The sequence below is a fragment of the Micromonospora sp. RB23 genome, from assembly GCF_053585025.1.
Genome location: NZ_CM132111.1, coordinates 3,195,929 through 3,215,208, shown reverse-complemented (window position 1 = coordinate 3,215,208; position 19,280 = coordinate 3,195,929). Strand labels below are relative to the sequence as shown.

Annotated in this window: 12 protein-coding genes; 5 read left to right on the top strand and 7 right to left on the bottom strand. The window is 69.2% G+C overall.

The window, feature by feature from the left end:
• Positions 1 to 19 precede the first annotated feature (19 nt).
• A complete protein-coding gene (locus ACTFTM_RS14725; RefSeq protein WP_449566335.1) occupies positions 20 to 2,818 on the top strand; it encodes a CHAT domain-containing protein in 2,799 nt (932 codons plus the stop codon).
• Positions 2,819 to 2,830: 12 nt separating this feature from the next.
• On the opposite strand, the gene ACTFTM_RS14720 is transcribed toward ACTFTM_RS14725, so the two are convergent.
• From ACTFTM_RS14720 to ACTFTM_RS14710, 3 genes are all read right to left on the bottom strand, one after another.
• Positions 2,831 to 3,940: a tetratricopeptide repeat protein gene (locus ACTFTM_RS14720; RefSeq protein ID WP_449566334.1), complete on the bottom strand. Its 1,110-nt coding sequence runs from the start codon at positions 3,938 to 3,940 to the stop codon at positions 2,831 to 2,833.
• 147 nt (positions 3,941 to 4,087) lie between these two features.
• On the bottom strand, positions 4,088 to 4,837 hold the full coding sequence (locus ACTFTM_RS14715) for a DinB family protein (RefSeq protein WP_449566333.1): 750 nt from the start codon (positions 4,835 to 4,837) through the stop codon (positions 4,088 to 4,090).
• A gap of 175 nt (positions 4,838 to 5,012) precedes the next feature.
• Positions 5,013 to 6,158, bottom strand: a complete 1,146-nt coding sequence (locus ACTFTM_RS14710; protein WP_449566332.1) for a helix-turn-helix domain-containing protein — start codon at positions 6,156 to 6,158, stop codon at positions 5,013 to 5,015.
• A gap of 372 nt (positions 6,159 to 6,530) precedes the next feature.
• Between ACTFTM_RS14710 and ACTFTM_RS14705 the strand changes: the two genes are divergently transcribed.
• The gene (locus tag ACTFTM_RS14705; protein ID WP_449566331.1) at positions 6,531 to 7,886 is read left to right on the top strand and encodes a hypothetical protein; all 1,356 of its coding nucleotides are present in this window, start codon (positions 6,531 to 6,533) and stop codon (positions 7,884 to 7,886) included.
• Positions 7,887 to 7,926: 40 nt separating this feature from the next.
• Positions 7,927 to 8,418 carry an NUDIX domain-containing protein gene (locus ACTFTM_RS14700; protein ID WP_449566330.1) on the top strand — a complete coding sequence of 164 codons (492 nt, stop codon included), beginning with the start codon at positions 7,927 to 7,929 and terminating at the stop codon, positions 8,416 to 8,418.
• Positions 8,419 to 8,808: 390 nt separating this feature from the next.
• Here the strand turns inward: ACTFTM_RS14700 and ACTFTM_RS14695 are convergent, their stop codons facing one another.
• Positions 8,809 to 10,152 (bottom strand): hypothetical protein, encoded by a 1,344-nt coding sequence (locus ACTFTM_RS14695; RefSeq protein WP_449566329.1) that lies wholly within the window; start codon positions 10,150 to 10,152, stop codon positions 8,809 to 8,811.
• Here ACTFTM_RS14695 and ACTFTM_RS14690 point away from each other — a divergent pair.
• Positions 10,151 to 10,690, top strand: coding sequence for a RipA family octameric membrane protein (locus ACTFTM_RS14690; protein ID WP_449566328.1), 540 nt, complete (start codon positions 10,151 to 10,153; stop codon positions 10,688 to 10,690). The two genes, ACTFTM_RS14695 and ACTFTM_RS14690, sit on opposite strands and share 2 nt — an antisense overlap.
• Before the next feature lie 596 nt (positions 10,691 to 11,286).
• Here ACTFTM_RS14690 and treZ read toward each other — a convergent pair.
• Genes treZ through glgX form a run of 3 tightly spaced genes read right to left on the bottom strand, consistent with a single transcriptional unit; the run spans position 11,287 to position 17,433 of the window.
• Positions 11,287 to 13,011 (bottom strand): malto-oligosyltrehalose trehalohydrolase, encoded by a 1,725-nt coding sequence (gene treZ, locus ACTFTM_RS14685; protein WP_449566327.1) that lies wholly within the window; start codon positions 13,009 to 13,011, stop codon positions 11,287 to 11,289.
• Positions 13,008 to 15,314, bottom strand: a complete 2,307-nt coding sequence (gene treY / locus ACTFTM_RS14680; RefSeq protein WP_449566326.1) for a malto-oligosyltrehalose synthase — start codon at positions 15,312 to 15,314, stop codon at positions 13,008 to 13,010. Before treY ends, treZ begins: the two co-directional genes overlap by 4 nt.
• Before the next feature lies 1 nt (position 15,315).
• Positions 15,316 to 17,433: a glycogen debranching protein GlgX gene (glgX, locus tag ACTFTM_RS14675; protein WP_449566325.1), complete on the bottom strand. Its 2,118-nt coding sequence runs from the start codon at positions 17,431 to 17,433 to the stop codon at positions 15,316 to 15,318.
• A 312-nt stretch (positions 17,434 to 17,745) separates the two neighbouring features.
• Here glgX and ACTFTM_RS14670 point away from each other — a divergent pair, with 312 nt between their 5' ends.
• Positions 17,746 to 19,191: a glycosyltransferase family 4 protein gene (locus ACTFTM_RS14670; protein ID WP_449566324.1), complete on the top strand. Its 1,446-nt coding sequence runs from the start codon at positions 17,746 to 17,748 to the stop codon at positions 19,189 to 19,191.
• Positions 19,192 to 19,280: the final 89 nt, after the last annotated feature.

Sequence of the window (19,280 nt, the reverse complement as noted above, 5' to 3'; positions counted from 1 at the left end):
GCGACGGGGAGGTACGCCGGTGGGTCGCTACAAAAGGGACGCCGTGAACGACTGGCGTCGTGTCGCGGCCGGCCAGCGGCGCGGCGACCGACGCTGGGCCGAGGCGCAGGTGGAGCTGGGGGCCGCGCTGCTCGACCGGTACCACGCGGACCGGGCGCGGCAGGACCTCATCGAGGCCACCGTCGTGCTGGAGGCCGCGATCCGCGCGATGGCCGACTCCTTTCTGGCCGACGAGTTGGGTACGACGCACGGTGTCCTCGCGCTGGTCACGTACACCGATGTGCTGCTGGCCAGGGCCCGGATCGAGAGCGAGCCGCAGCTCCTGGACGTCGCCGAGCAGTATCTGCAGTTCGCGGAGGACGCCTCGGCGGACCTGGGCAACAGCGCGGTGCTGATGCTCAAGAAGTGCCAGGTCTATCGGGTCCGGCACGACTTCGACGGCTCGGTGGACACGCTCTACCGGCTCACGGCCATCGCCAAGATGGCCGAGAACTGGATCAGTGAGGAGCACCGACCCGCGTTGCGGGGCATCCACGCCGAGGCGCTGTTACGCGCCTACCAGCTCACCGGTGTGGAGGACTACGTCGACGAGGCGCTGGACCTGCTGTCGTCGGTGGACACCACCGGGCCCAACCAGGACCAGATCGTCATGCTGCGAGCCCGGTGCCTGCTCGCCAGGGCCGCCGGGACCACCCACACCGCTGATGTCGAACGGGCCGTCGCGGTGCTGCGGGACCACACCCCGCAGAGCGTCGACGCGCGTTTCCTGCTCGGGCAGACGCTGCTGACCCTTGTCGACCGCACCGGTCGTGCCGAGCTGCTCGGCCAGGCCTGGGAGGAGTTCGCCGGCGCGCTGAGCACCGTCGGAGAGCGGCATCCGCACCATCGGATGGCGCTCGCCAGCCTCTCCACCGTCGGCATGAAGACGCACCAGCTGACGGGCGACGTCTCCGCCCTGGAGATGGCGATAGGGCTGCTGCGCCGGGCGCTCGCGCTGTCCGTACACGGCGACGCCAACCACGCGTTGTACCTGGACCAGTTGGGCTACAGCCTGCGGTTGCTCTACGACGCCACCGGGGAGCCCGCCTACCTGGAGGAGTCGCTCGTCCTGCTGCGCAAGGCGCTGGACTCGCTACCCCCGCGCCATCCGCAGCGTGTCGAGACCGGCTTGTCCATCGCCCAGGCGTTGCGGGCGACCTACCTGCGTACCGGCAAACCCGCTCTCCTGACCGAGGCCGCCGAACGGGCGCTCGCCGCCGGCCGCATCGAGTCCGGCGCCGTGCCGGTCCGGATCCAGGCCTTCGACAAGGCGGCCTACACGCTCACCGCGCTGGGGCGGTGGGAGGAGGCGACGGACGCCTTCGACGAGGCCATCACGTTGCTGCCCCGGTTGGCCTCCCGGGGGCGTACCCGGCACGACCAGTACGCCGACCTCGGCTCGACGGCCGGGCTGGCGGCGACTGCCGCCTCCTGCGCGATCGGCGCGGGGCAGCCGGAGCGGGCCTTGGAGCTGCTGGAGCGTGGCCGGGGCCTGTTGCTGCACCAACGGTTGACGGCGGATGGCGAGTGGGCGGCCCTCCAACGGGCCGACGGGCGTCTGGCCACCGACTTCCAGCGGATGCGCCGGGACTTCGAAGCGCCCGCCCCCGAGTCGTCCCGGCCGACCACCTTCGGCCGGGACCGGGAGACCGAGTGGAACGTGCTGCTGACGACGATCCGGGAGTTGCCCGGCCTGGGCGACTTCCTGCGCCCACCCAGCGCCCGGCAACTGCTCGACCAGGTCGACGGGACGGTGATCGTGCCGATCGCGAGCGAGTTGCGTTGTGACGCGCTGATCCTGCACCGGCACCGCGTGACGGTGCTCCCGCTGCCGGAACTGTCGCTGACCGAGGCCATGACGCAGCTGCGACTGCTCCAGGAGGCCACCACCACGGCGTCCGATCCGGCGGCGGACGCGCGGAGCCGCCTGCGCGCCCAGTCGGTGCTCAGCGGCGTACTCGAATGGTTGTGGTCTGCCCTCGTCGGGCCGGTGCTGGCCCGGATCGACGCGCCCGGGGCGGGCGGCGAGTTGCCGCGTGTCTGGTGGTGTCCGGTCGGTCCGCTCGCGTTCTTTCCCCTGCACGCCGCGCAGGCCGGCGCCGCCGGGTCCGCCCTCGACCGGGTGGTCTCCTCCTACACCCCGACCGTGACCGCGCTCGCCCGCAAACGCACCGGGGCGCGCCAGTCCCGGCCCGACGCCCGGTCCTGTGTGGTGGCGATGCGCAACACTCCCGGCGGCCCGGGGGCGCTGCCCAGCGCCGAACGCGAGGCCGCGTCGGCGGCGCGGGCGCTGCCCGGAGCGTGGACCGGGCTGGACGCGGAGGCCACCCGGCAGCAGGTCCTGGACCGGTTGGCCGACTCGGCCTACGCGCACTTCGCCTGCCACGCGGTGGCCGACCCGCAGGACCCGGCGCAGGGCCGGCTGCTCGTGCACGACCACCAGGACAGCCCGCTCACCGTGGCCGACGTGTCCCGACTCGACCTGGACGCGGAGTTCGCCTTCCTGTCGGCCTGCGCGACCGCCCAGGCCCCGCCGACCCTCGTCGACGAGGCGCTGCACATCACCGGCGCCTTCCAGCTCGCCGGGTTCCGGCACGTCATCGGCACCCTGTGGGAGGTCGACGACGCGGTCTCCCTCGCCCTGACCACGGCCTTCTACGAGCACGGCGACGCGACGGGGTCGGCGGCGTACGCGCTGCACTCGGCCGTGCGCGGGCTGCGGGACCGCTACCCGCTGGCGCCGACGCTGTGGGCGGCGCACATCCACACCGGCGGCTGACCGCCGTTGAGATCAGCGGGTGCGCCGGACCAGCGTCCGGGCCCTCTCCGTGTCGGGGTGACCCGGGCCGTGCACGCGTTCGCACCCGGCCAGCGCGGCGCGCGCCGCACTGCCCGCCCGTCGGTCACCCGCCTCGATGAGCAGTTCGGCGAAGAGCGTCCGCATCTCCAGGGTCCCGGGATGGTCCACGCCCCGGCCCCGTTCACTGTCCGGCAGCGTGTCGGCCAGCAACCGGATCGCCTCGGGCCGCCGCCCCGCCCCGGTGAGCGCTCTGGCCAGGGAGTGCCGGGCATGCAGAGACACCCCGTCGGTGGTGCTGAGCGCGCGCCCCGCGTCGTCGGCGAGCGCCCGGGCCGGGTCGACCGCCTCGGCCGCCCGGCCGGAGTCGAGCAGGACGACCAGCAGGTTGCTGCGCGCCTGGAGCGTCACCGGACTGGTGGGCCCCAACGTCCTGGTCATCCGCCGGACCACGTCCCGTAGGGCCCGCTCGGCCTGCCGGCTGTCGCCCCGCAGGTGTTGCAGGCCGGCCAGTTTCATCTGGCAGGCCAGGGTGTCCGCGTCGTCCCTGCCCAGCGTCCGCGCCATACCGTCGGCGACCCGCCGCAGCAGCGGCTCGGCCTCGTCCATCCGACGCAGCTCGATCAGCAACCAGCCGAGGTTGTTGCCGCTGCGCAACGTCTCGGCGTCGTCGTCGCCGAGCACCCGGCGGCGCGCCTCGTAGACGTCCCGTTGCACCAGTTCCGCCTCGGCGTGCGAGCCGAGCTGCCAGAGCGCGAAGGCCAGGCTGTGCTTGCTGCGCAGGGTGTCCGGATGCTCCGGACCCAGCGCCGAGCTGCGCAACCCGACGACCTCCTGGTAGACGGCCACGGCATCGCCGATGTCGTGGTGCCGCATCAACTCCTGGGCATAGCGGTACCCCGCCTCCAACGTCCGCGGGTCGGACCCGCCGTACTGCTCGTGGAAGGCGTGGTACTGCAAGCCGAAGGCGGTCGGGCCGCCGATCGTCTGGGTGGTCGAGCGGCCGTCATGGGTGACGGTGATCTCGATGACCGGGCGGGTCGACTCCGGTTCGCGCGGTGGCTCGTCGTCGCGTTTACGGCTGCGGTTGAACCACCTGCCCACTGCGCGCACCTCCCCCGGTGTCGAGAGCAGACTATCGATCCTGGGTGATTTCGTCGCCGCAGGTTCTCAACGGGTGAGGCCGACCAGCGACGCCGGGCGCGCCACGCCAGCCGGCGCCGGCTCCATATCGTCTCCGAGCCCGGAGCATCACGCATACTCCTGTTCCAGGATGGCCAGGTCGCGGTTGGCGAACTGCACGTGCGCCCACTGGTCGCTGAAGATGACGTGCAGGCACTTGACCGCCGTACGTTCGGCGGGCGGCGGGCAGCCGATCGCGGTGTTCGGCCCCCGTACGCGGTCCAGTTCCTCCTGCGTGACCTGCGCCAGATATGCGCGCAGATCGGCGATCCGCTCGGCGCGCACGGCGAGGATTTCGCCGAGGGTGGGCGCGGCCGACTCGTCGATGCCGAACTCGGTGCCGTTGGTGGTGAACGATGCGGGTACGCCGATCGGATGGAACGGGTTCGGGCGAAGGGCCGCCGCGTGGCCATACCAGGCGTCCATGACGAAGATCGTGTGGCGCAGGGTCTGGGCGAGCGACCATTCGCCGTTCACTGATCTGTGGACGGCTTCCTCAGGCAGCACGCTTGCGCGTCGCAGCGTCGCTTGCCACAGCTCCTCGATGACATCCACCGCATCGCGCATCGTCTCGGGTGTGGTTGGCTGCAGTCGAAGCCGTTCGGGGTACAGGCGATCCAGCTCGGCCTCGATCAATGGCATGACCTCCACCCCGTTGACGCGCAGGCCGTCGATCGCCCCGTCGATGTCGGCGTCCAACAGCAGCACGCCACGCATCCGGGCGCGGCTGAGATCCACCTCGCGGAAGGTTGCGCCGGCCATTGACAGGTCGATGAACTCCGCACCCTCGTAGTCGGGCTGCTGCACGAATCGCGTCATCGGCACACCGTAGGGGCCCGCTACGACAAGACCACCACATCAAGCGCCCGAGGCGCCTCCCGATTGAGCACCCGCACTACTTCACCGAAACTGCTGCCTCGGACGCGCGGGAGACAGCAGTTTCCCTGATGTTGCGCGGATCTTGAGGCCGATCAGCTCGGCGGGGCGTACCGATTCAGCGGGTGAGGCCGACCAGCGTCGCCAGTCGCGCCACGCCGGCCGGCGCCGGCCGCGCTCGGGCACAATCGGCGATGAGGGTACGCGCCAGAGGCCGTCCCCGAACCTCAGCCGGCGCAACGCTGTCCGCGTCCACCAGGGCGCGTGCCGCCCCGCGCAGGTCACCCATCTGTAGGTACGCCCGCGCGGCATCGATCAGGTACGCGCCCCGGTACTCGGCCGGCAGCCGCCGCCACGCCTCCCGCCGCACCACAGTCGAATGCCGTCGTACCGCCTCGTCGGCGGCACCCCGCTGCGCCGCCAGCAACACTCGCGCCAGGTCGACGACGATCGGCCCGAAGCTGGTGCGGTGCTGATCGTCGTACCCCCGAAGGTTCGTGGCGACGCCCGCGGCCCGGTCGGTCAGCTCGTCGGCGCGGCGGTGCTCGCCGCAAGCGGCGGCGGCGAGCGCGGCCTGGACCAGCAGCGTGCCGCCCACGGCCCACTCCCCCGCCGACCGCTGCGGCCCGATGCGGTTCGCGGCGGCGAGCGTCGCGGTCAGGGCCAGGCGGTCGCGGCCCGACGCGCGGAGCGCCTGGGCGACCGCGATTGCCGCCGTCGCGGCGAGGTGGGGGTTGTCGGCGGCAGCGCCCATCGCTCGGTCGGCGGCCAGCCAGGCGAGGTCGGCCTCGCCGAGCTTGACCAGCAGCAGCGCGGTGATCCGGTACGCCTGCACCAGCACCTCCGGCGACCGCGCGCCCTGAGCGGCGTCGAGCAGGCCCGGCACCACGCGCAGCAGCTCCGGGTAGTGCGCGTGCTGGTACGACAACCAGGCGTGCCCGACCTGCCGCCTCAGCTCATCGGTCTGCGGTGGAGCCTGCGGACTGTCGTAGCGGGCGAGCGCGGCCCGGATGTCGTCCACGCCGGCTGGGGCGCTGCTCGGGGCGCTGGGCGGCTGGCCGAGCAGCACCTCCGGGTCGACCCGCAGGACGCGGGACAGCTCCTGGATGACCGAGTACCGGTCCAGGGGACGGACGCCGCGCTCGATCTTGTCGACCCAGCTCTTCGACCTGCGCAGGCGATCGGCCAGCATCTGTTGCGTCATCGACCGCCGCACCCGCCAACCGGCGACCCGTCGCCCGATGGGGAGGTCATCGCTGCTCACGCCGCCACCGCCGGTCCGGGACCGCACGGGTCGTGTCATCCACGGGTACGCGTTCCGCCTCGGCCTGAGCCAAAATCCGCTGCTTGGCAGCCTCCCGCTCGGCCGCCTCAGCCTGTTCACCCTTGCTCGGTTGCCTATCGCTGCTCATCTCCACCTCCGTCAACCAGGGCGGGACGTTGAGCCTTTGCCGCCGCCCGGGAACGCCCTGCAACCAGGCAAGCGGGCTACCGACTGACGGGCCAGATGGCGAGCGATGTGCTCGGTTGCGCTGGTCAGGGCGTGGCTTGCGCGGGGTTGTGCGGGTCCCCATCGGAGGGCGGATACCCATAGGCTCATCACTGTTGGTAGTTGCGTGATGGCTGGAGGCGGAACATGGCGCGACCGGTGACGAATGCGGCGTTCGACGGGCTGCTGACTGCCGCTGGTTATGGGAACGCGCACGCCGCATTCGCACGCCAGCTCAATCACACCGGCCGCGAGCAGGGTGCCTGGCGGTACGACGCGGCCAGCGTCTACTGGTGGCTGCGCGGCCGCCGGCCTGGCGAACACGTCCAGGCAGCCATGGCCGAAACACTCGCCCGCAAACTCGGGCGTGCTGTCTTCCCGTCGGAGCTGGGATTCGGCGTTGCCGACAGCGCCGAAACTTGCGTCTACCCCGCTTCCGTAGATGCGGCGGTAGACGCCGCGGAGCAAATCTGGATGACGCTCGCCAAGCACCTCAACCGGCAGGTAGACGGCACCTTCGACAGCGGCAAAGCTCTACAGGCGGCGCTCGGCTGGCGGTACGACCTGCCCGACCAGGTGGTAAGCCGACACGGCCGTCAACAGGTCACCTCCACGGATGTCCAATCGCTGTACGCGCTGGCGGACCACTTCACCGACCTGGACCGACGTCACGGCAGCGGCTCTCCGCATACCCGTGCAGTCATGGCCGACCTGCTTGTACGGCAGGTCGGGCCGATGTTGCGCGGCACCTACACCGACGCAGTGGGGCGCGAACTCCTGCGTGCGGCGGCGGTGCTCGCCGGCCAACTCGCCTTCATGTCATACGACGCGGGTGAACACGCCATGGCGCAACATCACGTAACCGTCGGTCTTCGGCTTGCGAAGGCCGGTGACGACCGCCTCTACGGCGCTCACCTCCTCGCGAACCTTGCCACCCAGGCCGTGTTTCTGGGTCGCGCTCGGGAGGCTGCTCGGCTCGCCGAAGCTGCCATTGACGGGGCTGGCCGCGCGCCCGCCACCGTCCTCGCGCGGCTACACGCCACCGCCGCCACTGCATACGGACAGGCAGGTGAGCGGCGTGCCTGCCAACTCGCCCTCAACAAGGCTGAGCGCTTTCTCGGCCGGACCGGCGGTGATTCTGGCCCACGCTGGGTCGGCTACTTCACCTCGGCCCACCTTGCCGGGGCCGCGCTGAGATGCCTGGGCGACCTGCGTCTGTACCCGCAGGCCCTACGGCATGCGCCTGACGCGCTTAGCCTCGGCAGCCAGAACACCCGAACCCGCGCCCTGCACACTGCCCTCGTCGCCTTGATTCATGCACGTGCTGGTGAGACCGATGCGGCGTGTGAATGGAGCCGGACGCTGGTGCAGGATGTGGCGAGCGTCCAGTCGGTGCGCCTTCGCCAGCGTCTCCACGAACTCGCTAGCAGTCTCCGTCCGCAGTCATCGCCCCAGGTCAACGAAGTCCTGCATGCTCTGACTGCCACGCCCGCAGCGATGTAGAGCGAGAGCGCACATAGGCATGTCCGCTAGCGTCAGCGAGGTGACCTGGACGGAGCCCGCCACGTGGTACGCGAACCTGGCTTCCTTTTACGCTGCCGCTGCCGCTTTTATCACCGACGCGGCCGGTAACGTGCTGCTCGTAAAACCCACGTACCGCGACCACTGGGCCTTCCCCGGAGGCTATGTGGACGATGGCGAGTACCCGCATGATGCCTGTGCCCGCGAGATCCGAGAAGAGTTGGGCATCGCGCTGACGGTGGGACCTCTACTCGTAGTCGACTGGGCACCGCCCGCCGGACAACGTCCTCGTGCGATCGTCAGTTTTACTTTCGACTGCGGGTCCATCGTCAGCCTCGACGGCATTGATCTGCCGGGACCCGAGTTGGAGGACATCAAGTTCTTCCCGGGCCAAGAGGCCAAGCGGCGCCTTCCCGAAAACGTCGCCACACGAGTTCATGCGGCCGTACGCGCCCGTCACCGACGCGCTCCGGTGTACCTTGCTGGCGGCTCGGTCGCCTCCACTCAAGGGTGATGCAGCTGGTACGCTGCCTGGGAAACGTCGTGAACATAGTCCAGCGCACAGGTCGACTCGCCCGTCGCCCACGAGGTCGCAGCCCTGACCGAAGTTCCGCCTCGCCTCAAGCGGCAACTATGGATCCGGGCGGACATTGGTCAAGCTGGATGCCTGATGCCCTGATCATGACGCCGATCCATGCCACGCTCCGATTTGGAGTGCTTTCTCCCGCCTCTCGCGTCAACATCCGCGCCGCCGCTGAGGGTCCGCTCGCCTACGTCGCCGGCAACACCGACCTTGTTGGGACCGACAGGGTCGATGAGGGGACGCCTACCAAGCGCCTCCTTAAGCGGTGAAGCGGAAAGTGCCACGGCCATCGCCACCTGCACGTGGGCGACCAAATAAGCTTCATCTCTTATTGCGTAGGATATCCATGTAGGACGCACTCGTCTCCCTATTGTGCCATGCGCCGATGATATGTTCGGTAAGCCGCGGAACGTCCTTCTCGACAGCACTCTTCCATAACGTGGAGTTGTAATCCCACACGCGAAGCGCGTTGTCTACATCAAAGATTGGCCCGGTTCCACGTGACCGCACCAGAACGACAGGCTTGTTTACTGCCATGCGGATGCCGAGTTCGAACAGCACGTTTGGATTGTGCTCCGACAGGTCCGCCAGGACGAGGTCAGCATCTATCAACTCGTTCAGAAGAGTGTGATGAATCAAGTCCGAACCATACTGTATAGCAGTCTTAACCTTAAACCCGGCGTCTTGCAAAGCTGGCGTGAAGAGGTTCTCCAGCACCTCCGCGAAATAGCCCGAGGGATGATCCTCGTGTCGCTCGGTAAACGGCATCGCAACGAAGCAGGTGAGTTCGGGGGTAGGTTCACCAACAGGCGAGTCTAAGGTGACGAGTTTCGGCGGAGCATCTATAGGCCTAGGCATCTTTGATGAGGAGGATATGTCGAATTCCTCGCCAACGCCCACGTATCTACAATTTTTTTGGAATAGCTCGATAAATTCCTCGTGGATTCGAGGATCGATTTTCAACGTGTTTTGCAGCACGTTGGACAAAAACCGCTCTTCGGGCAACTTGCTGCCTTTATAGTACTCGACAAGCCGTCGAAATACGCTGACGCCTAGGAACGCATCTAGGAGCGCACGACGCTCCTCGTCCTGATTTTCCGGATATACCACGCGCCTACCCAGATCCGTCAGTTTGATTGCCGACGAATCCCGATTACCATCGGTTAGACCGAAGTCGCGAGAGGCATTTGTTAAGTAGTAGTAGTTGCCGGACTTGGGCCCAAGATTGAGCGCGGCGGCAATCTCGCTGGGCTCCCATGGATTGCCGGCGTTATAGTCCTTGATGGCGTTCGGAATGCGAAGAGCTTGTTCGAGAGAGCGGCGCGGATAGGGACGAAACACATTCCCTTGACCTGCCTTGGAGCGTGGCTGTGCTGACTCGTCGGTCACCGCTTCCGGTTCTGTCTGCTCGCTACCCACAGGCCCGTCCTCAGGCACATTGACCCCCCTGACCTCAGGTCGACGTCGCGTCGTCGCAGTTAGGTCCGTCGGTCGCGAGTCTATGAGCCGACGTCCGTAACCTGAAGCCTCCTGTCGGCATGTCGCCTCGGGGGCGAAGTCCTTGCGAGCTTCGGCCAAGATCACGTCGTGGCCTCCCGCCAGCAGACGGCCCGAGGTAGCTGTGGACGCCTTTATCACGCTTGACGATTGGAGAGTTGTTTCCATGGACCAAACGATGACACCGAGGTCCGACAGTTCCTCGGGTTTCCAGAGCGGGCTGTGGAACGACGGCGACCGGCCGAAGGTGGGAAGATCTGCGAATGAAGCTCACTGCGACATAGTGTTCGAACAGTATAAAATGGTCGTGGAGATGGCTGATCACTTGAGTTCTCGACGAAGTTTAGCCAACACATTCTTTCTAGGACTTAACACGACGGCACTTGCCGCCTTCGGCATCTTTTCGCAAAAGCAACCACTCACCTCGACTTGGTGGCTTCTGCCCGCACTGGTTGCGCTTCTAGTGCAGTGCGCCGCTTGGCACTGGCTGGTGAGGTCCTATCGCCAACTCAGCGCCGCGAAGTTCGCAGTTATTGCACAGATGGAGGAGAGGCTTCCGGCCGCTCCGTTCCGCCTGGAATGGGAGTTACTGGAGGAGGGAGCGAACTGGAAGAGCTACCTATCACTGACTCATTTGGAGCAGGTGGTGCCAGCTGCTTTGGCCTGTACCTACATCGCCTCTTTCGCTGCTGCCGTCGCCTACTGACCGGTGAGCGGCAAACCATTCACCGTCGAGCTGTTGCCCACGCTTACCTAGGTCGGCGATTGGCAGGATGGCAGCTACCCAGTAACCTACGCACCAAAGCCGTTTGAAGAGTCCCTGCTGAGGTTGTTTGGCCCGCCCGTCAGCGGCAACTCCTTGCCTGCCCCTACCGCCTCCGAGCCAGTAAATCTCAGCGACCGCTTGCCGCAGTTCAGCAATCGATAGGCCTCCGGGCGCCTGTCAGCCTTCGCATCCTCACGGATCGCATAGAACGGGGTAGAGGCGGCGTGGGTCCTGCCAGGGCCATTCGGGGCCCGTCGCCGGCTCAACTCAGCGCTCCAGGGGTGAGGCGCAGGAAATGACCGTTTGAGGGCCGTCTGACTTGACGCCTTACCGCCGAAGCCCGCCGCCGGGACGGTAGCCCAGCAGTAGCCGGTCGCCGCGCCTCGGCCTGCGCCGCAGAGCGCATTGATTTAGTACAAAGAAGATGGTCAGCTCACCCGCAGCCCAAACGCCCCATACGGTAGCCCCAGACCGCGTATGGTTCGTCACCTTAATTCTAAAAACTCACCTCGCCACCCCTGGCCTTCATGCCCCGGTTAGAGCGCCACGATCGCCGCTGTCTCCGCAGGAAGCTCGATCCGGTCCCGCATAACGGTGACCCCCTCACCCGTAGCCAGCAGCACCCGCCGAGCCACCCCAGGCAGCGACACTCCCTGCCCCCGCCCAGCGAAGTTCGCCACGACCAACGTGTCCCCCCGCCGCATCAACAGGAACTGGTCCCCATGCTGCACGGACACCGCGTGCATCCGAGGGTCAGACAGGTCCGCCACCGACCGCCGCAGCGAGATCAACCGCTGGTAGAACGCCAGCATCGACGCATGCTCAGGCTTGTCCAGCTCCGCCCAGTCCAACCGCGACCGTACGAACGTCTGCGGGTCCTGCGGGTCGGGCACGTCCCCTTCGGGCCACCCGTGTGAGGCGAACTCCCGCCGCCGCCCGGTGCGCACCGCCGAAGCCAACTCCGGCTCAGGATGCGACGTGAAGAACTGCCACGGCGTCGACGCCGCCCACTCCTCCCCCATGAACAACATCGGCGTGAACGGCGCCGTCAGCAGCAGCATGGCCCCGACCCGCACGAGGGCGGACGACAGCGAAGCCGAGATCCGGTCCCCGGTGGCCCGGTTACCGATCTGGTCGTGGTTCTGCAGATAGGCCACCAGCCGATGACCGGGGACCCGCGAGTCCAGGGGCCGCCCGTGGTGGCGGTTGCGGAAGCTGGACCAGGTGCCCGCGTGGAAGAACCCGTTGGTGAGGACGTCCGACAGGGTCTCCAGGGAGCCGAAGTCTCCGTAGTAGCCCTGCCGCTCCCCCGTCAGCAACGTGTGCAGGGCGTGGTGGGCGTCGTCGTTCCACTGGGCGTGCAGGCCGAACCCGCCCGCCTCCCGAGGCGTGATCAGCCGCGGGTCGTTGAGGTCGGACTCGGCGATCAGCGAGAGCGGCCGGCCCAGATGCGTCGACAGCGACTCGACGGAAACCGCCAGCTCCTCCAAGATCGGCACAGCCCGCGAGTCCGGCAGCGCGTGCACCGCGTCGAGCCGCAGGCCGTCGACGTGGTAGTCGCGCAGCCACATGAGCACGCTGTCGATGATGTAGCGGCGTACCTCGTCCGAATGCGGGCCGTCCAGGTTGATCGAGCGGCCCCAACTGTTGCTCTGCTCGGCCAGGTACGGGCCGAACCGCGGCGCGTAGGCCCCGGAGGGCCCGAAATGGTTGTAGACGACGTCGAGGATCACCCCCAACCCCTTGGAGTGGGCCGCGTCGACGAACCGTTTCAGGCCGTCCGGGCCGCCGTAGGGCTCGTGCGGGGCGTACCAGCAGACTCCGTCGTACCCCCAGTTGTGTTCGCCGTTGAAGGCGTTGACCGGGAGCAGTTCGACCAGGTCGACACCGAGGTCGACCAGGTGGTCGAGGCGGTCGATGGCCGCGTCGAAGGTGCCCTCCGGGGTGAAGGTGCCGATGTGCAGCTCGTACAGGACGCTGCCGGGCAGCTGCCGACCCGTCCACGCGCCATCGGACCACGCGAAGGCGCTGTGGTCGTAGCGGCGGCTCGGCCCGTGCACACCCGCAGGTTGCCACGGGGAGCGGGGGTCGGGCAGGGGTGTGTCGTCGTCGTTCAGCAGAAAGGAGTAGTCGAGGCCGGCGTCGGGCACCTCGACCGTCCACCAGCCGTCGGCGGTGGCGCGCATGTCGTGGTCGGTGTCGCCGGCCAGGCGCAGGCGCACCCGGCTGGCGTCCGGCGCCCAGACGGAGAATTCGGTCATGACGAGGCCTCCTCGGCAGCGGTGGGAGGAGCCAGCAGAGCAACGGGGTAGTCCGCGAGGAGATTGTCCAACGGGACCTCCCCGCCACTGTAGACCCGGCCGGTGAACAGGTCCTTCACTTCGTTAACGCCAAGCGACAGGGCTGTGTCGCACCAGCCACCGGCGCGCGCCAGGCCGAGCGGCAGTCGGGTCGCCACGGCGATCACGCCACCCCGGTCGAAGGCCACCACGTGTCGTCCGACCGGGCCGTGCGCCGGCACCGGCCGGTAGGTGGTGAACAGCTCCGGGTGCGCCCGCCGCAGGCGCAGCGTCCGCGACACGACGAGCAGCTTCGCCGCTCCGTCGGTGTCGACCGGGGGACGCCAGCCGCCGTCGAGCCGCGCCAGCATCTCCCGGCGTACGTCGAAGTCGACCGGCCGGCGATTGTCCGGGTCGACCAGGGAGTTGTCCCACAGCTCGGTGCCCTGGTACGTGTCCGGGACGCCCGGCATGGTGAGCTGGATCAGCTTCTGCCCGAGCGAGTTGCACCAGCCGGCCGGGGTGATCGCGGCGGCGAGTTCGGTCAGCTCGTCGTGCAGGGCCGGGTCGTCGTACATGCGGTCGATGACCGCGTGCATGGCCTGCTCGAAACCCGGGTCGGGGTCCGCCCAACTGGTCGAGGCCGCGGCCTCCCGGGCGGCCTTCTCGGCGTACGCGTGCAGCCGCTCCCGCTCGATCGGCCACGCGCCGACGGCCGTCTGCCAGAGCAGGTGGGCGAACGCCGGGTCGGGCAGCGGCGCGTACTCCATCCAGGTCCTGACCTGCTGCGCCCACTGAGCCGGCAGCTCGCTGAGCACGGCGAGGCGGGCGCGCACGTCCTCGCCACGCTTCGTGTCGTGGGTGGAGAGGGAGGTCATGCTGTCCGGCCAGCGGACCTGTTGGGCGGCGGCGAAGCGGTGGAACTCCGCCGGCGGCACCCCGAAGTGGGCGGGGCTGCCGCCCACTTCGTTGAGGGCCACGAACCGCGTCCACCGGTAGAAGGCGGTGTCCTCGACGCCCTTGGCCATCACCGCGCCGGTGAGCTGCGGGAACCGCATGCCCAGCTCGTCGTCGGGGTCGCGCAGCCGGCGGGTGATCGCGTCCAGGGCGCCGGTCAGGTCGGGCCGGCGGCGACCGGCCTCGGAGCGGGCGGCGGCGAGGTGCCGCGCGCCCTGCGGCGGGTAGCCCCGGTAGACCGGGAACGCCGCGGCCAGCTCGGCGAGCGCCTCGCGGGCCTGCTCGGTCGGCACCTCGGGGGCGAGCGCGGCGAGCCGGGTCAGCTCGGCGGAGAGCAGTTGGGTGGCGGCGGCCAGCTTGGTGGAGTGGGTCAGGTCCTCCCAGGAGGTGCGCTGGCCGGTCAGCCGGGTGTCCAGCACCGTGAAGTCGCCCTCGGCGTCGGGGTCGACGAAGAGCCCGTTCACGGCGGCGAGAGCGTCGTACCCGGTGGTGCCGTCCACTGGCCAGTCCGGCAGCTCCTCGCCGTACTCCAGGATCTTCTCCACCACGAGCCAGGCGTCCGGCGCGGCCTCGCGCAGCCGCGCGAAATAGCCGGCCGGGTCGCGCAGGCCGTCCGGGTGGTCCACGCGGATGCCGTCGACCTCGCCGTCCGCGGCCCAGCGCAGGATCAGCTCGTGCACGGCCGCGAACACCGCCGGGTCCTCCACCCGCAGGCCCGCGAGGCCCGCGATGGCGAAGAACCGGCGGTACGTCAGCTCGGCGTCCCCGCGCCGCCAGGAGACCAGCTCGTAGCGCTGCCGGTCGTGCACCTCGCGGGCGCTGCCGTCGCCCGTGCCGTCGGCGATCGGGAAGCGGTGCTCGTGGTAGCGCAGCTCCCCGTCGACGACCTTCAGGTCGTCCAGGGCGGCCGGGTCGTCGGCCAGGACCGGCAGCAGCAGCCGGCCCCGGTCCCAGTCGATGTCGAACCAGTCGGCGTACGACGAGTCGCGCCCCCGGCGCAGCACGTCCCACCAGGCCGGGTTGGCCGGCGGCACGGCGACCCCGGCGTGGTTCGGCACGATGTCGACGACCAGGCCGAGCTGCTTGTCGCGCAGGGCGCGCACCAGCCGCTGCCGGGCAGCCTCCCCGCCCAGCTCCGGGTTGACGGTCCGGTGGTCGACCACGTCGTAGCCGTGCTGCGAGCCGGGCGTGGCGGCCAGCAGCGGTGCGGTGTAGAGGTGACTGACGCCGAGGTCGTGCAGGTAGTCGAGGATCGCGGCGGTGGCGTCCAGGTCGAAGCCGGGGCGGACCTGGACGCGGTAGGTGGCCTTCGGAGGGGTGGCCGGCATGTCAGATCATCCTCTCCAACACGACGAGGGACCGGTCCGGCACCCGGATGGTGCCGCCCGCGCTGATCACCGTGGCGTCGTCCGGGTCGGGTTCGGCCGTGCTGATGACCCGTTCCCACTTCTGCCCGTACTCGCTGCCGGGCATCGTGAAGTCCAGCGGCGCGTCGTGGGCGTTGAAGCACAGCAGGAACGAGGCGTCGTGGTGCCTCTGGCCGTACTGGCCGCGCTCGCGGATGCCCTCGCCGTTGACGAACAGCGCCACCGACCGGCCGAAGTCGTTGCCCCAGTCCTCGCCGGTCATCTCCCGCCCGTCGGGGGTGTGCCAGGCCAGGTCGGGCAGCGGCTCGTCGGTGCCCCGCCCGCCGACCGGCAGGCCGGTGAAGAACCGGCGGCGGCGGAACACCTGGTGGCGCTTGCGGAAGTCGGTGAGCGTGCGCACGAAGTCCAGCAGCTGCTCGTCGGCGTTGTCCCAGTCGATCCAGGCCAGCTCGCTGTCCTGGCAGTACGCGTTGTTGTTGCCGTGCTGGGTACGCCCCAACTCGTCGCCGTGGCCGATCATCGGCACGCCCTGCGACAGCATCATGGTGGCCAGGAAGTTGCGCCGCTGCTTGGCCCGCAGGGCGAGCACCGCCTCGTCGTCGGTGTCACCCTCCACGCCGCAGTTCCACGACCGGTTGTGGCTCTCGCCGTCCCGGTTGTCCTCGCCGTTGGCCTCGTTGTGCTTGTCGTTGTACGACACCAGGTCGTTGAGCGTGAACCCGTCGTGCACGGTCACGAAGTTGATGCTGTGGAACGGACGGCGGCCGTCGTCCTGGTACAGGTCGGCCGAGCCGGAGATCCGCGACGCGAACTCGGCCAGGGTCGCCGGCTCGCCGCGCCAGAAGTCCCGCACGGTGTCCCGGTACTTGCCGTTCCACTCCGTCCACAGCGGCGGGAAGTTGCCCACCTGGTAGCCGCCCGGGCCGACGTCCCACGGCTCGGCGATCAGCTTCACCTGGCTGACCACCGGGTCCTGCTGCACCACCTCGAAGAACGTGGAGAGCCGGTCCACCTCGTAGAACTCGCGGGCCAGGGTGGCCGCCAGGTCGAAGCGGAACCCGTCGACGTGCATCTCGGTCACCCAGTAGCGCAACGAATCCATGATCAATTGCAGCGAGTGCGGGCTGCGCACGTTCAGGCTGTTGCCGGTGCCCGTGTAGTCGACGAAGTAGCGCCGGTCCTCCTCGCTGAGCCGGTAGTAGCTCGGCGCGTCCACGCCCTTGAAGCTCAACGTCGGCCCGAGGTGGTTGCCCTCGGCGGTGTGGTTGTACACCACGTCGAGGATGACCTCGATGCCCGCCGCGTGCAGCGCCTTGACCATGCCCCGGAACTCCTGCACCTGCTGCCCCAGGCGACCCAGCGCCGAGTAGCCGTGGTGCGGGGCGAAGAAACCGATCGTGTTGTAACCCCAGTAGTTGCGCAGGCCCAGATCGTGCAGCCGGTGGTCGTGCACGAACTGGTGCACCGGCATCAACTCGATCGCCGTCACCCCGAGCCGGGTGAGGTGCTCGATCATCGGCGGTGAGGCGATCCCCGCGTACGTGCCGCGCAGCTCCTCCGGGATGTCCGGGTGCCGCATCGTCAGCCCGCGCACGTGCGCCTCGTAGATCACCGAGTGGTGGTACGGGGTGCGCGGCGGCTTGTCGTTGCCCCAGTCGAAGTACGGGTTGACCACCACCGACTTCGGCATGAACGGCGCCGAGTCGGTCTCGTTCTTGGTCTCCGGGTCGCCCAGCTCGTAGTCGTACACCGCCGGGTCCCACGTGACGTCACCGTCGATCGCCTTGGCGTACGGGTCGAGCAGCAGCTTGTGCGGATTGCAGCGCAACCCGTTCGCCGGGTCGTACGGCCCGTGCACCCGGTAGCCGTAGCGCTGCCCCGGCTCGATGCCCGGCAGGTACGCGTGCCAGACGTACGCGTCGACCTCGCGCAGCTCCACGCGGCGCTCCGCGCCGGTGTCCCACTCGTCGAACAGGCACAGCTCGACCCGCTCGGCCACCTCGGAGAAGATGGCGAAGTTGGTGCCCATCCCGTCGTAGGTGGCGCCCAGGGGATACCGCTCGCCCGGCCAGACCTGCATGTCGCTCCCTCAAGCCATGGTGATGTGCGCGCCGGCTGAGCCGCCCGCGCGCAAGCGGGTAGTGCCCCCGCTCCGGGCGCGCCAATCCATCCTTTCAGGCGGTGACCGGAATCCACCCGTCTGATGTGCGCTACACCCTCAGGTGTCTTCCGTCACCATGGCCGATTTCGAGATGCGAACCGGCGTCCGATGGCCTTTGCTTGTCGGGGGACACGCGCCTGCGTGTGCTCTCTGGCCCTCGGCCGCCCTTTTTCCACCCTCTCCGCCGCCACTGACGCCGGCGCGCCCCACCATGCCTGGACGGAGACAGATGTGACGACCCTGCGGGTCGATGAGCAGCTCGCTGCCACCAAGGACCGGACCCACCGACCCACCGTGACCTCCCGGCCCCAGCCTTCGACCCCGCCCGGTCCGTCCGCGCAGCCCGGCTCCGCCGTGCCGGCGCAGCGCGGTCCCGGTGTGCCGCCGCAGACCCGTCGCATCCTCATGTTGTCGTGGGAGTACCCGCCGGTGCTCGTCGGCGGCCTCGGCCGCCACGTCCACGCCCTGTCCGTTGCCCTGGCCGCCGCCGGCCACGAGGTCACCGTCGTCACCCGCCACGCCGAAGGCGCACCCCTGGAGGAGTACGCCGACGGCGTCCGCATCCTGCGCGCCCCCGAAGACCCGGTGACGTTCCCCCTGGCCACCGGCTCCCTGCTCGCCTGGACCATGGCCTTCAACCACACCCTCACCCGCACCGCCCTGCGCGCCACCCAGGCCGGCGCCTACGACGTCATCCACGCCCATGACTGGCTCGTCGCCCACACCGCGATGACGTTGCGCGACCACCTGGACATCCCGCTGGTCAGCACCATCCACGCCACCGAGGCCGGACGGCACCAGGGCTGGCTGCCCGAGGAGATGAACCGCACCATCCACGGCGTCGAGCAGTGGCTCAGCGGCGAGTCCAACCGGGTCATCGTCTGCTCCGGCTACATGCGTGACGAGGTCAACGCCCTGTTCGGCGTGCCGGCCGGGCGGGTCGATGTGGTCGCCAACGGTGTCGAGTCGTACCGCTGGAAGGTGCCGGCACGCGACGTGGCCGCGGCCCGCGCCCGCTTCGCCGGGGACGGCCCGCTGGTCACCTTCGCCGGCCGGCTGGTGTACGAGAAGGGCGTCCAGCACCTCGTCGCCGCCCTCCCCCGACTGCGCGAGCGCCACCCCGGGCTGCGCGCGGTCATCGCCGGCGACGGCCCGTACCGTGCCGAACTGGAGGCCGAGGTGCACCGCCGCGGCCTCGGCGGCATGGTCACCATGCCGGGCTTCCTCGGCGGCACCGACCTGCCGGCGCTGATGGCCGCGTCCGACTGCTTCGCCGTGCCGAGCATCTACGAGCCGTTCGGCATGGTCGCGCTCGAAGGCGCCGCCGCCGGAGCGCCCCTGGCCGTCGCCGCCACCGGTGGTCTCGCCGAGATCGTCGAGCCGGGAGCGACCGGGATGACGTTCCGCCCGCACGACCCGGACAGCCTCGCCGACGCCGTCGACGCGCTGCTGTCCGACCGCGAACGGGCGCGCGCCATGGCCCGCCGCGCCCGCCGGATGGTCACCGACCAGTACGGCTGGTCCGCTATCGCCCAGCGCACCGCCGCCAGCTACGGCGCCGCCATCGCCACCGACGCGGCGTTCACGACCGAGCGCGCCGAACAGCGCATGTCCCAGGGCCGGGCCCTTCCGGCGCTGCCCGAGGGCAACCTGCTCGCCGCCGCCGGCCTCCGCTGAGGCGGTCGCCCGCGCTTGGCTCTTGATCGACTCGGTTTCCCTGAAGTCGGGGTGTCCTCGTGCCTGGGACACCCCGACTTCCTGCAAGG